Source organism: Neogemmobacter tilapiae (assembly GCF_014652215.1).
GTDB lineage: Bacteria > Pseudomonadota > Alphaproteobacteria > Rhodobacterales > Rhodobacteraceae > Neogemmobacter > Neogemmobacter tilapiae.
Genome location: NZ_BMYJ01000003.1, coordinates 351384 through 363493, shown reverse-complemented (window position 1 = coordinate 363493; position 12110 = coordinate 351384). Strand labels below are relative to the sequence as shown.

The 12110-nt window shown below is 61.0% G+C and carries 13 protein-coding genes; 7 read left to right on the top strand and 6 right to left on the bottom strand.

The window, feature by feature from the left end; all coding sequences use genetic code 11:
• Positions 1–205: 205 nt before the first annotated feature.
• From IE095_RS06800 to IE095_RS06790, 3 genes are all read right to left on the bottom strand, one after another.
• Positions 206–1471: a calcium-binding protein gene (locus tag IE095_RS06800; protein ID WP_189410861.1), complete on the bottom strand. Its 1266-nt coding sequence runs from the start codon at positions 1469–1471 to the stop codon at positions 206–208.
• Between the two features lie 29 nt (positions 1472–1500).
• Positions 1501–2772, bottom strand: coding sequence for a calcium-binding protein (locus IE095_RS06795; protein ID WP_189410860.1), 1272 nt, complete (start codon positions 2770–2772; stop codon positions 1501–1503).
• Positions 2773–2988: 216 nt separating this feature from the next.
• The gene (locus IE095_RS06790) at positions 2989–5292 is read right to left on the bottom strand and encodes a DNA topoisomerase IV subunit A (RefSeq protein ID WP_189410859.1); all 2304 of its coding nucleotides are present in this window, start codon (positions 5290–5292) and stop codon (positions 2989–2991) included.
• 131 nt (positions 5293–5423) lie between these two features.
• Here IE095_RS06790 and IE095_RS06785 point away from each other — a divergent pair, with 131 nt between their 5' ends.
• Genes IE095_RS06785 through IE095_RS06770 form a run of 4 tightly spaced genes read left to right on the top strand, consistent with a single transcriptional unit; the run spans position 5424 to position 7590 of the window.
• A complete protein-coding gene (locus IE095_RS06785; RefSeq protein WP_189410858.1) occupies positions 5424–5930 on the top strand; it encodes an SH3 domain-containing protein in 507 nt (168 codons plus the stop codon).
• Complete coding sequence (locus tag IE095_RS06780; RefSeq protein WP_189410893.1) at positions 5930–6757, top strand: SDR family oxidoreductase; 828 nt, start codon at positions 5930–5932, stop codon at positions 6755–6757. The genes IE095_RS06785 and IE095_RS06780 overlap by 1 nt, the downstream gene beginning before the upstream one ends.
• Positions 6758–6808: 51 nt before the next feature.
• Complete coding sequence (locus IE095_RS06775) at positions 6809–7018, top strand: twin transmembrane helix small protein (protein ID WP_189410857.1); 210 nt, start codon at positions 6809–6811, stop codon at positions 7016–7018.
• Positions 7018–7590, top strand: coding sequence for a cob(I)yrinic acid a,c-diamide adenosyltransferase (locus tag IE095_RS06770; protein WP_189410856.1), 573 nt, complete (start codon positions 7018–7020; stop codon positions 7588–7590). Before IE095_RS06775 ends, IE095_RS06770 begins: the two co-directional genes overlap by 1 nt.
• A gap of 3 nt (positions 7591–7593) precedes the next feature.
• Here the strand turns inward: IE095_RS06770 and IE095_RS06765 are convergent, their stop codons facing one another.
• Positions 7594–8424 carry an AraC family transcriptional regulator gene (locus IE095_RS06765; RefSeq protein ID WP_189410855.1) on the bottom strand — a complete coding sequence of 277 codons (831 nt, stop codon included), beginning with the start codon at positions 8422–8424 and terminating at the stop codon, positions 7594–7596.
• 184 nt (positions 8425–8608) lie between these two features.
• Here IE095_RS06765 and IE095_RS06760 point away from each other — a divergent pair, with 184 nt between their 5' ends.
• Both IE095_RS06760 and IE095_RS06755 read left to right on the top strand, forming a co-directional pair.
• A complete protein-coding gene (locus tag IE095_RS06760) occupies positions 8609–9370 on the top strand; it encodes an electron transfer flavoprotein subunit beta/FixA family protein (RefSeq protein WP_189410854.1) in 762 nt (253 codons plus the stop codon).
• Between the two features lies 1 nt (position 9371).
• Entirely contained in the window at positions 9372–10298 is a 927-nt protein-coding gene (locus IE095_RS06755) for an electron transfer flavoprotein subunit alpha/FixB family protein (protein ID WP_189410853.1), read from the top strand.
• Positions 10299–10325: 27 nt separating this feature from the next.
• Here IE095_RS06755 and IE095_RS06750 read toward each other — a convergent pair whose 3' ends face one another.
• On the bottom strand, positions 10326–11030 hold the full coding sequence (locus IE095_RS06750) for a winged helix-turn-helix domain-containing protein (RefSeq protein ID WP_189410852.1): 705 nt from the start codon (positions 11028–11030) through the stop codon (positions 10326–10328).
• Positions 11002–11286, bottom strand: coding sequence for a hypothetical protein (locus IE095_RS06745; protein ID WP_189410851.1), 285 nt, complete (start codon positions 11284–11286; stop codon positions 11002–11004). The genes IE095_RS06750 and IE095_RS06745 overlap by 29 nt, the downstream gene beginning before the upstream one ends.
• A gap of 198 nt (positions 11287–11484) precedes the next feature.
• Between IE095_RS06745 and IE095_RS06740 the strand changes: the two genes are divergently transcribed.
• Complete coding sequence (locus IE095_RS06740) at positions 11485–11925, top strand: hypothetical protein (RefSeq protein WP_189410850.1); 441 nt, start codon at positions 11485–11487, stop codon at positions 11923–11925.
• Positions 11926–12110 lie beyond the last annotated feature (185 nt).

Here is a 12110-nt window from a genome sequence, read left to right as displayed (position 1 = left end):
TGACCAATCGTCCCGATGTTCACATGCGGTTTCGTGCGTTCAAACTTTGCCTTCGCCATCTTGGGCCTCACCGGATTGGGGGGCCGCCTACGGCCCGGGTTTTCCTCGGGCGGCGAGATATTCGTTTGAGGGCGGAAAATCAAGCCACCCTGCGCTTTTCCGAAAGTTCTGGGGTCAGGCGAACCTGACCCCAAAGAGCGCCCGTTCAGGCGATGATCAGGAAGTCGGCCCCGTCGAGGGCAAGGCCGGTATCCAGCGTGGCAAACAACACCTTGGCCGCGCCGCCATTGCCATCACGGTCATAGTAAAGCTGGCCTGTGCCGCTGTTATAGATGATGCGGTCATTGGCATCCGTCGCATTGGCCCCGATCTTGAATTTCGACTGTGCCATCAGCCCTGTCGCCCCGATAGCGGCGAAAATGCTGCGGTCCAGCACGATCTTGTCGATGTTCACCTGCATGTCGTCGACGATGTCGGCGTTGGCCCCACCCAGCTGACTGTTAAAGACGAACAGATCCGCCTCGCTTCCGCCCGCCAGCGTGTCATTGCCCAACCCACCGTAAAGCGTGTCATTGCCGCCATCGCCCACCACCGTGTCGTTGCCGGAACCCCCATCGAGGCGGTCATCGCCCGCGCCGCCGTAAAGCTGGTCAACCCCGCCGCCGCCCGACAGACGGTCATCGCCATTGCTGCCGGTCATGCTGTCAGTGCCTGCCCCGCCATCCAGCGTATCGCGCGAAATACTGCCGGCCAGAAAGTCACTGCCGCTGCCCCCATACAGCTTGTTCGTACCCAGACCGCCGACAATCTGATCATTTCCGGCACCGCCTGTGCCCCGCAAGCTGCCATACTGCGACGTCATGGTATCATTGCCAGAGCCACCGACCATGCGGTCGCTGCCGTCAATGCTTACCATGCTATCATCACCGTTGCCGCCAAAGATCGCGTCATTGGCCATCGGGGTCATGATCTGATCGCTGCCATCGCCACCATAGATGGTTTTGCGACCATCTTCTTCGGGGCTCATGAAAAAGGCCTGGATCTGGTCATTGCCGTCTCCGGCGCGGATCGTGTCGTTGCCAAATCCGCCCGTCAGCGTGTCGCCCAGCGCGGATCCGATCACCAGATCATTGCCGCTCATGAAAGCCAGCAGAAAGCCCAGCGGTCCAGCAAACATGGTTGCGATGAGATCGTCGCCTGTGGTCGAAAGTCCAGTGGTTGACAGGGTTTCCTTGCCGTCATGTTTCAGCAAAAGGCTGGTCACTTCGCCCTTCACGATGCCCGGATTGGGGACCGTGCCAAACACCATATTCTTGCCCTCAATGCGCAAGGCATTGCCGGAATCGCTGTTGGTGATCTTGGTCGACGAGGCGTTCGCCCCGCTCGCCATCAGCGAATAGGCGATTGAAAAGTAGCTTTGCACGTTTGCGCCCGTGACGGCGTCATATTTTCCAAAGCGGAAGGTTGCCATGATGAACTCCTATATCCCTAATGTTGCGATCAAGCGATCAGACGGAAGTCGCCGCCATCCAGGCCAAGGCCTGAATCCAGCTGGGCAATCAGAATTGCCGCCTTGCCGCCCGATCCATCGGGGTCATAGTAAAGATTGCCGTTTGTCCCATCATAGATGATGCGGTCTGTGCCGTCTGCCGCGCTGGAGCCCAAGCGGAACTGGGCCGCCGAAAGAGCACCGCTGCCTGTCAGGGCCGTAAAGAACGACTTGTCCAACATCATCAGGTCTTGGCCGATGGTAAAGTCGTCGATGATGTCGATGTTGCCAAAGCTGGGGGCGGCATCAAAGACAAAGCGGTCATTCCCCGCGCCGCCTTGTATATAGTCCATGCCTGCACCGCTGCGGATCGTGTCATTGCCATTGCCGCCATTGAGCGTGTCACTCCCGGTAGCCCCGACAAGCGAGTCGTCATTGTCGCCGCCTTCCAAGTAGTCAGCACCCCTACCGCCGAACAGCCGATCATTGCCCGATCCGCCATCCAACGTGTCCATTTCAATGCCGCCGAAAATCTGGTCGGCCCCATCACCACCGGCCAAGGTGTTCGGCCCACTGCCGCCAAAGAGGCGATCGTTGCCGTCGCCGCCATAAATATTGTCTATGGAAGCGCCACCATAAAGCTGGTCATTCCCATCGTCTCCGCTGATGGCATCCAGCCCCGCACCGCCAAAGATGCGGTCATTGCCGTCGCCACCGATCAACTGGTCCATCCCGTCGCCGCCCACGAGCGAGTCGTCCGCACCGCCGCCCAAAAGCGTGTCGCGACCGGTTCCGCCAAACAGCGAATCCTTGCCGTCGCCGCCTTCGCTGCCAAAAAAGCCCAGCAACGTATCATTTCCGGCCCCGCCATAGACCTTATCGGCCCCGTCGCCCGCCGCAATACTGTCGCCAGCCGCCGCACCAAAGATGATGTCCGACTTTGACAGCATATATTCGATGGCGAGCGTGGGGTTGGAGTCAAACTTGTTCGAGAAGGTCTTGGCGGAAAGGTTCAGATTGGTGAATTTCAGCCCATTCAAGCCATAATAGCTGAAAGAACCGCTGGTCAGCGTGCCCGCCGTAAAGCTTGGAAACCCGGGGGCCAGTTCATATTGCAGCCCGGTGCCCAGCAACCGCACATTGGCAAAGGGCGGGATGATGGCAATCACACCATTCGGGGCCAGTTGACCAAAGCTGCCGAGGGCGGAAAGCATCTGGCTGAGATACATCGTCAAATCGGATGGTATGATCGGCAGGGTGCCGTTAAGCCTGAAGGTGGCCATGTTCAAATCCTCTCTGTGAATGGCGCAAGCGCGCAGCAAAACCGAAAGGACGTGGTGGCTATGGCCCACGTTTGACGTCGCTTACGGCTACGTAAATTTTAGCAGAATATTTAGGAAGCTTCATGGGAAATCATGCGGAAACGCCTGTGTTTCCACCAAGGAAACACGGGATTTATTGTTGCCATATCGCGCCTGATTGGGCGGCCTTCCAGAGGATCAATTGAACCGATTGTCCCGTGGGAAACCCCGCGGGGCCATCTTGCCCGCACCGGCCCGCGCGCCCTTCCATTCGGTCAGGTCGGTTTCGGTGCGGGTGCGGCCTGCCGGATCTTTCCAAGACAGGCCTTCGGCGGCGTTGAAGGTGATGGCGTCTGACAAGCCACCATCCTTGTATTTCTGCAAACGCACACCCTTGCCCTTGGCCATTTCGGGCAGTTCCGCCAATGCAAAGACCAACAGCTTGCGGTTTTCGCCGACGACGGCGACATGATCGCCCTGCACCTTGTGGCAAACCGCCGTCTTGACGCCTGCGCCCAAGGTCAGCACCTGTTTGCCCGCCCGCGTTTGGGCCAGAACCTCGTCGGACGGCACGATGAATCCATCCCCCGCGCTGGAGGCGACCAGCAGTTTTTCTCCAGGGCGGAAGATCATCAGATCGGAAATATCGCTGTCATTCGGCAGATCGACCATCAGACGGACAGGTTCACCCATGCCGCGCCCGCCGGGCAGGTTGGCCCCAAGCAAAGTATAGAACCGCCCATTCGCGCCAATCAGCAAAATGCGGTCGGTGGTTTCAGCGTGGAACAGGAAGCGGCCTTCGTCGCCGTCCTTGAACTTTACCTCAGAATCCAGCGCCACATGGCCCTTCATGGCGCGGATCCAGCCCATTTTGGAACAGATCACGGTGATCGGCTCGCGGTCGATCATCGCCTCATAGGGCACTTCTTCGACCTCGCCCGCCTCGGCAAATGTCGTCCGCCGCGCGCCCGCGTGCCAGCTATGGCCATACAGCTTTTGCACCTCGGCCAAGTCTTTGCCGATGCGTTTCCACTGTTTGCGGTCATCCGCCAAAAGCCCGGTCAGATCGGCCTGTTCCTTCAGCAGGTCGTCCCGCTCGCGGATCAGTTCCATCTCTTCCAGCCGACGCAAGGACCGCAGCCGCATGTTCAGGATCGCTTCGGCCTGAACTTCGGACAGTTCCCCCGGCCCTGCCCCCGGCCCGAAGTAATCCTTTTCCGACACCGCCCGCCGATGCGGAATATCCCAGCGTTCGGCCATCAGGGCGCGCTTGGGGTCTTCGTCATAGCGGATGATGTCGATCACACGGTCCAGGTTCAGGAACGTGATCAGAAGCCCCGACAGAATTTCCAGCCGCGCCGCGATCTTTTCCAGCCGGTGGCCCGTCCGCCGCTGCAAAACCTCGCGCTTATGGTCCAGAAAGGCCCGCAAAACCTCTTTCAACGAACAAACCTTCGGCACCTTGCCGTCGATCAGCACGTTCATGTTCAGGTTAAACCGAACCTCCAGATCGCTGTTCTTGAACAGCGTCCCCATCAGCATCTCGGGTTCTACATTCCGCGCGCGGGGTTCCAGCACGATGCGGATGTCATCGGCCGATTCATCCCGCACATCGGCCAGAAGCGGCGTCTTTTTCGTCTGGATCAGCTCCGCCAGCCGTTCGATCAGCTTCGATTTTTGCACCTGAAACGGAATTTCGGTGACAACGATCTGCCACATCCCCCGACCGATATCCTCCACCGCCCAACGCGCCCGCAGCCGGAACGCCCCGCGCCCGGTGCGATAGGTCTGACGGATGCTTTCCAGCGGTTCCACCAGCACGCCCCCCGTCGGAAAATCCGGTCCGGGGATCAGGGCGACCAATTCATCATCGGACAGGTCCGGGTTCGCCATCAGCGCCTGACAGCCGTCAATCAGCTCATGCAGGTTGTGCGGCGGAATGTTCGTCGCCATCCCCACGGCAATCCCGCTGGAGCCATTGGCCAAAAGGTTCGGAAAAGCCGCCGGCATAACCACCGGCTCTTCCAGCGTGCCGTCATAGTTCGGGCGAAAGTCTACCGCGTTTTCAGCCAGACCATCCATCAGGGCTTCGGAAAGCGCCGTCAGACGGGCCTCGGTATAGCGGCTGGCGGCGGGGTTATCGCCGTCGATGTTGCCAAAGTTGCCCTGCCCGTTCACCAGCGGATAGCGCATGTTGAAATCTTGGGCTAGGCGCGCCATCGCGTCATAGATCGCCCCATCGCCATGCGGGTGATAGTTGCCCATCACATCGCCGGTGATCTTGGCCGATTTGCGGAAACCGCCCGTGGGCGACAGGCGCAATTCGCGCATCGCAAACAGAATGCGGCGATGAACCGGTTTCAAACCGTCGCGCGCATCGGGCAAGGCGCGGTGCATGATGGTCGACAAAGCATAGGTCAGATAGCGTTCGCCAATGGCCCGGCGCAAAGGCTCGGCAATCGGGGCGGTCTCTATCTTGTCGTTGTCGTCATCAGTGGCCATAGATGCTGTGTAGTTTCGCAGACCCTGCCGGTCCAGTGGCAAAATTTGCACTTTTCAGACCGACTTTTGCCGCGCGCTTGTCAACAGGGCGTGGTAAACCACGGATCACACAAAACGATTCCGGTACTGCCATGCTGAAATTGACCCTGACCCTTTGCGCCGCGATGTTCGCGGCGATGCTGATTGGTGGCCGTGATCACGGTCAGCTGCGCCCCGGCCTTGCAGCGGCCCAGTTGGAGGCTGCGCAAGCCCCCGTGACGGCCCAGGCCGCTGTGGAACCCGCCGAAGTGGTGACGCAAGCTGCCTTTACCCCTGCGACAGCCCTGCCCGCCGAAGTGGTGGCCCCGGCCAATGAACTGGCCCTGCCGCTGGTCCAGCCCGAAGCGGTGGAAACCGCACTGGCCGAGGCTGAGGCCCCGGTGGAAGAGGCCCCCGCCGATGTCTGGTATGTCGCCGCCGATACGGTGAACGTGCGCGAAGGGCCGGGCACCACCTATGGCATTCTGGACAAACTGGCCAACGGCGATGCCGTTTCGGTCGTCTGGCAGGACGACACCGGCTGGGCCAAGATCCGCATCGAAGGTGACGGGATCGAGGGTTACGTTTCGACCGATTTCCTGACGCAGTCGGCCCCCTGATCTTGCAGAAATCCGTTCTGATCACCGGATGCTCGTCGGGCATCGGCTATGACGCGGCCCACGGTTTGGCGAAACGCGGCTGGCGCGTCTTTGCCACCTGCCGCGCGCAGGCGGATTGTGATCGGCTGATCGCCGAAGGGCTGGAAAGCTTTGTCCTCGACTATGCCGACGAGGCGAGCATCACGTCCGCGGTGGCTGAGGTGAAACGCCGCACCGGCGGCACCCTAGACGCGCTCTACAACAACGGCGCCTTCGCCTGCCCCGGCGCTGTCGAAGACCTGCCGCGCGGCGCTTTGCGGGAAATCTTTGAAACCAACCTTTTCGGCTATCACGACCTGACCCGTCAGGTGATCCCCATCATGCGCGCGCAGGGGCATGGGAGGATCGTCAACTGTTCTTCGGTTCTGGGCCTTGTCGGCATGCGCTGGCGCGGCGCTTACGTGGCGACGAAATTCGCGATGGAAGGCCTGACTGACGTGCTGCGTCTGGAAATGCGCGGCACCGGCATCGATCTGATCCTGATCGAACCCGGCCCCGTCACCAGCCGCATCCGCGCCAACGCCATCCCGCATTTTGAACGCTGGATCGACTGGCAAAACTCCGCGCGGGTTGAGGAATACCGTTCCCTGACGGGCCGCCTCTATGGCGATCAGGTCCGCGACCGCTTTGAACTGCCCGCCAGTGCTGTGACGGCGAAACTGGTCCACGCCTTGGAAAGCAAACGCCCCAAGGCCCGCTATTACGTGACGACGCCCACCTATATCTCGGGTGTGCTGCGGCGGGTTCTGCCGACAAGGGCGCTGGATTGGGTGCTTTCCCGCGCCTGACCCTTCGCTTTTCCCCGCAAGCGGCCTAGAATAGGCCAAAGGGGAAAGATCATGCTGCGCGAACCGTTCTTTATCGTCATCACCATCGCCGTTCTGGTGGTGCTGGGCATTCTGCTTTTCGGCATCGGCACCTTTGCCAAAGGTGGTGATTTCAACCGCCGCAACGCCAACCGCATCATGCGCTGGCGGATCTATGCGCAGGCCTTTGCCGTGCTGATCATCGTGATCTTTGCCTGGGGCCGTTCGCAGGGCTGGATCTGATGGTTGTCCTGTCGAAAATCTATACGCGCACCGGCGACAAGGGTGAAACCGCGCTGGGCAATGGATCGCGGGTGGCCAAACATGCCCTGCGGGTGACGGCTTACGGCACGGTCGATGAAACCAACGCCACCGTTGGCTTGGCGCGGCTGCATGCCGAGGGAGATCTGGCCGAGGCGCTAAAGCGCATCCAGAACGACCTGTTCGATCTGGGGGCTGACCTTTGCCTGCCCGATCAGGACAAGGACGGCGAACTGCCCTACACCCCCCTGCGCATGATCGCAGGGCAGGTGGATCGGCTGGAATCTGAAATTGATGCGATGAACGCCCGGCTGACACCCCTGCGCAGCTTTATCCTGCCGGGGGGCACGCCCCTCGCCGCCCATCTGCACCTGTGCCGCACGGTCAGCCGCCGGGCCGAACGTCTGGCGGTGGAACTGGCGGAAGGGGAAGCGGTGAACCCTGAGGCCGTGAAATACCTGAACCGCCTGTCCGACTGGTTCTTTGTGGCAGGCCGGATTGCGAATGATGAGGGCAAAGGGGATGTGCTGTGGGTGCCGGGGCTGACGCGCTAGGCGCTATTCCACCGGAACCCAAATCTCGAACCCACCCTCCCCCGTCGCCCCATCAAACTCGGCGGGGTAATATTCCACCGAGGGGCCGGGGCGCGGTTTCAAGTCAGGGCGGGTCAGCCAATCCTCATAAATTTCCGACCACATCTGGGTCATCGTCGAAATATGCGCCTTTGTCGCAAAACGCGCATAGCGTCCGGGGGTCAGCGACACATGCGCCCAGCCTTCGGGCAGGGTGGTGAGGGCCGTCACCTCTTGGCCGCAGAGATAGTCAAAGCTGTGATCGTCGGAAAAATTATAGCAAAGGCCATACCACTTGTCGGGAATGACATGCGCCGATTGGTGTCCCTCTGCGTCATACTGGCCCCATTGCGCCGGAATCTCAAAGCGCGTCTCCAACGTATAGCGCTTGGAAAGCCCTGCGAAAATCCGGGCGGGCATGGCTTCAACGGCGGGGTCTGTCAGTGTTTTCGGCATATCCGTCCTTAGCGGTTGGGGGCCAAGCAGACAAAGCGCGGCCAGATCATCGGTGTTTCTGATGCGGTTCGGCGTGCGGCCAAATTCCGCCTTGAAGGCGCGGGTGAACGCCTCATGCGAGGCATAAAGCGCGTCCAAAGCCACATGCAGGATCGGCCCCTCACCCCGCGCCAAGCGTTGCGCCGCCTGTGTCAGCCTGCGCCGCCAGACAAAGCGCATCACCGGGTATCCCGTGCGCAGGGCAAAGGCGCGGGTCAGATGAAAGGGCGAAACCTGCGCAACCCCGGCAATGTCGGCCAGCGCCAGCGGATCATGCAGGTTGCTTTCAATATACCAAAGGGCGCGGTCCACAGGGTTCATCTTTTCTCCTGCCTTCGTCTTAACAGCGGGCCTTGCCGCCGTCTTGATCAGGATTGCGCTGGCGCGGCGATCCCGCGACATTGCGCGTCGCAATTTCCCTGTTATGCAGGGGTCAGCCGGGTTAAACCCCAAGCGAAAGCTGAAACGCTGCCCAAGGGCGGCCTAGAATAAAGGGATTGGGCCGATGAAGGTTCTGGTGCCGGTCAAGCGGGTGATCGACTATAACGTCAAGGTTCGTGTCAAGGGCGATGGCTCGGGCGTCGATCTGGGCATGGTGAAAATGTCGATCAACCCCTTTGACGAGATTGCCGTGGAAGAGGCGATCCGCCTTAAGGAAAAGGGCATCGCGACCGAGGTTGTGGTGGTGTCCATCGGTGTCGCCAAAGCGCAGGAAACCCTGCGGCAGGCCTTGGCCATGGGGGCCGACCGGGCGATCCTGATCGAAGCCGCCGCTGATGTGCATACCGACATCGAACCCTTGGCGGTGGCGAAACTGCTGGCGGGCGTGGTGAAAGAAGAAGCACCGGGTCTGGTGCTGGCGGGCAAGCAAGCCATCGACAACGATATGAACGCGACGGGCCAGATGCTGGCGGCTTTGCTGGGCTGGGGTCAGGCGACCTTTGCTTCTGCCTTGGCGATCGAAGGCGACAAGGCCGTTGTGACGCGCGAAGTCGACGGCGGTTTGCAGACGATTTCCGTGGCGATGCCCGCCGTGGTGACGGTCGATCTGCGGCTGAACGAACCGCGCTATGCCAGCTTGCCGAACATCATGAAGGCCAAGCAAAAGCCTTTGGCGACCAAAACCCCCGCCGACTATGGCGTGGATGTGGCCCCGCGTCTGACGATCCTGAAAACGGTGGAACCGGCGGGCCGTAAAGCGGGGGTCAAAGTGGCCTCGGTCGATGAACTGATTGCGAAATTGCGCGACGAAGCGGGGGTGATCTAAGATGGCGGTTCTTCTGATTGCCGATGTGGTCGAGGGTAAACTGGCGACCGACGCGGTGGCGAAAACCCTGAATGCGGTGAAATCGCTGGGCGATGTGCATGTTCTGGTCGCAGGCCAGGGCGGTGACGCGGCTGCTGCGGAAGCCGCGACTTTGGCGGGTGTGTCGAAGGTGATCTTTGCCGGCGCGCATGGCTATTGCCATGGCATGGCCGAACCGACGGCGGCTTTGGTCGTGGCCTTGGCGGATGGCTACAGCCATATCTGCGGGGCGGCGACGGCTTTCAACAAGAACGTCCTGCCGCGCGTGGCGGCGCTTTTGGACGTGATGGTGATGTCGGATGTGACGGCGGTGGTGTCGGGCGATACCTTTGAACGCCCGATCTATGCCGGCAACGCGATTCAGACGGTGCAATCGTCAGACAAGGTGAAGGTCTTCACCGTGCGGACCGCGGGCTTTGAAGCGGTCGGCGCAGGCGGCTCGGCCCCGGTTGAGGCGCTGGGTGCCGATCTGGGCGGCGGGCTTTCGTCCTGGGTCGAGGATAAGACCGCATCGAATGACCGCCCCGAACTGACCAGCGCCGGGATTGTTGTCTCGGGTGGCCGTGGCGTCGGGTCAGAGGCCGATTTCGCCCTGATCTCGGGCCTTGCCGACAAACTGGGTGCTGCGGTGGGCGCTTCGCGCGCGGCCGTTGACAGTGGCTATGCCCCGAACGATTGGCAGGTCGGCCAGACGGGCAAGGTTGTGGCCCCGAATCTGTATATCGCCGTCGGGATTTCCGGCGCGATCCAGCATCTTGCGGGCATGAAGGACAGCAAGGTCATCGTCGCGATCAACAAAGACGAAGAAGCGCCGATTTTCCAAGTGGCCGATTATGGGCTTGTGGGCGATCTGTTCGCGGTCGTTCCAGAACTGATCGAAAAGCTGTAAAGGATTGGGGGCCGAAAGGCCCCCTTCCTACATCATCCGAATGGCATCTTTCGCCACGGTCAGCATATAGCCCCGCCGCGCCACGGTCTTCACCAGCAACTCGCTGACCAGCTGGTTCCCCAGCGCGTCCCGCAGCCGTTTCACGCGGGTTGCCCCTGCCGCCTCGTCGCAATCCGCCGCGTCCCGGCCCGAGATCACCCCTTCGATCTGCGCCCCGGTCAGCACATCATCATCCATCCGCGCCTCGGCCAGCACCGACAGCGTTTCCAGCGCCGCCTCGGTCAGCGCGAATTCCATGTCGTTGATATAGACCGCCCGCGCCTCACGGCTGATCAGCAGCGACGACACCTGAATCCCCGAGCGCTGGATGGCCGAAATCCGCCGGTTCTGCGCGATGATGGTCACCAGAAAGACCAAGGTCGCAATCAGCAGCGCCGTGGCAAAGATCATCAGCACAAAGATGATGCCTTTATAGCTGGTCACCACGTCCTGAAACGTCGTCCCTGACTGCGCCAACAGCTCCAGCAGCTTGATTTCCGCGCCCGTCCGCAGGTCGTCATTTTCCACAAACAGCCGTTCCACCCGCGCGTTGAACGCATTCGCATCCGGCAGGTTCAGGAACAACAGAACCGCCGCCCCCAGCAAGATCACGACAATCGCCGCAATCCCCCCAGCCACCACGCGGTTGCCTGCCTTCAGGCTGTCAGAAGCGGAGGAAATATTCTCCGGCACTCGCTTTCCTTTCTTCCAGCCCCTCGGGCCCGAAGATGGACAGAACGTTCAGCAGAGTCCAGCCTTCGCTGGCCAGCCGTTTTGACAGCACTTTCTTGGCCGCGCCCTTGTCACAATTCTTGTCGGCAATCTTGGCCACACCGTAATGCAGTCGCAGCGGATCATCCTGTTTCGCCTTATAGTCAGCATAGCATTCCGCCTGCGCGGGCAGGGCCAGCGCAAGGGTCAGCAGAAGGGCAGAGGTCAGGCGGATCATGGCGCTGCTCGCAGGCTTGTTGTGCCCTGCAATCTGCCCCCCGCCTGCGTGTTATTCAATATCAAGCTGCGCAAATTCTGCGGTTATCGCCTGACAGACCGGCGTTATTGCGCGACTGGCGGCCCTAGGGTCACGGTTTGGGCATCAGGTTCGCCCTTGCCACGGCAGGGCAGACCACCCGAACAGAAAGGACAAATGATGTCTCCCTGCAACGAACGCCTGCGCAGCCTGCGTCACCGCTTTGTCGCCCTGATCGCGGTTTCGGCCATGACCCTTGGGATCTTTGTCGCCAGCGCCGCACCCTCGCGCGCCGACAGCGACAGCCGGAAACTGATGACCTTCCTGTTTGGGGCCGCCGTCATCGCCATGCTGGCGCATGAGATGAAGGACAAGGACAAGGATGACGGCAAACCCGTCGTCGTCACCCCGGAGAAGCCGCGCGGCCAGTTGCTGCCCGCCGCCTGTGCCATCGATGTGCAGGGTCTGAATAGCAAGAAGGCCTATACCGCGTCTTGCCTGCGCTCTTACGGCTTTGGCCGCCTGCCCGGCCATTGCGCCGTCTCGGCCCGCGTCTACGGTCAGGCCGAATGGCTTTACCCCGCGAAATGCATGCGCGAGGCGGGCTTCCGCACGAAATAGAATTCCGGGCGGGCTCTGCCTTTGGATCGCGTGGCCGTGTCCCCCATTGCCGCGATCCCCCGCCCGGAACACTGGGGGACAGAAGGCCCGAGCAGCTTCTGTCCCCCGACCTTATTCCCGCAGCTTTAGAACGGCACGATTGAACGACCACTGATTTCAGCCTATCGCGCGCCATGGTCCTTTTC

Coding starts and splice junctions, on each gene's coding strand:
- IE095_RS06770 (WP_189410856.1), top strand. CDS start 7,018: ATGGTTGTCCTGTCGAAAATCTATACGCGCACCGGCGACAAGGGTGAA.
- IE095_RS06785 (WP_189410858.1), top strand. CDS start 5,424: ATGCTGAAATTGACCCTGACCCTTTGCGCCGCGATGTTCGCGGCGATG.
- IE095_RS06760 (WP_189410854.1), top strand. CDS start 8,609: ATGAAGGTTCTGGTGCCGGTCAAGCGGGTGATCGACTATAACGTCAAG.
- IE095_RS06745 (WP_189410851.1), bottom strand. CDS start 11,286: ATGATCCGCCTGACCTCTGCCCTTCTGCTGACCCTTGCGCTGGCCCTG.
- IE095_RS06790 (WP_189410859.1), bottom strand. CDS start 5,292: ATGGCCACTGATGACGACAACGACAAGATAGAGACCGCCCCGATTGCC.
- IE095_RS06800 (WP_189410861.1), bottom strand. CDS start 1,471: ATGGCAACCTTCCGCTTTGGAAAATATGACGCCGTCACGGGCGCAAAC.
- IE095_RS06755 (WP_189410853.1), top strand. CDS start 9,372: ATGGCGGTTCTTCTGATTGCCGATGTGGTCGAGGGTAAACTGGCGACC.
- IE095_RS06765 (WP_189410855.1), bottom strand. CDS start 8,424: ATGAACCCTGTGGACCGCGCCCTTTGGTATATTGAAAGCAACCTGCAT.
- IE095_RS06775 (WP_189410857.1), top strand. CDS start 6,809: ATGCTGCGCGAACCGTTCTTTATCGTCATCACCATCGCCGTTCTGGTG.
- IE095_RS06740 (WP_189410850.1), top strand. CDS start 11,485: ATGTCTCCCTGCAACGAACGCCTGCGCAGCCTGCGTCACCGCTTTGTC.
- IE095_RS06795 (WP_189410860.1), bottom strand. CDS start 2,772: ATGGCCACCTTCAGGCTTAACGGCACCCTGCCGATCATACCATCCGAT.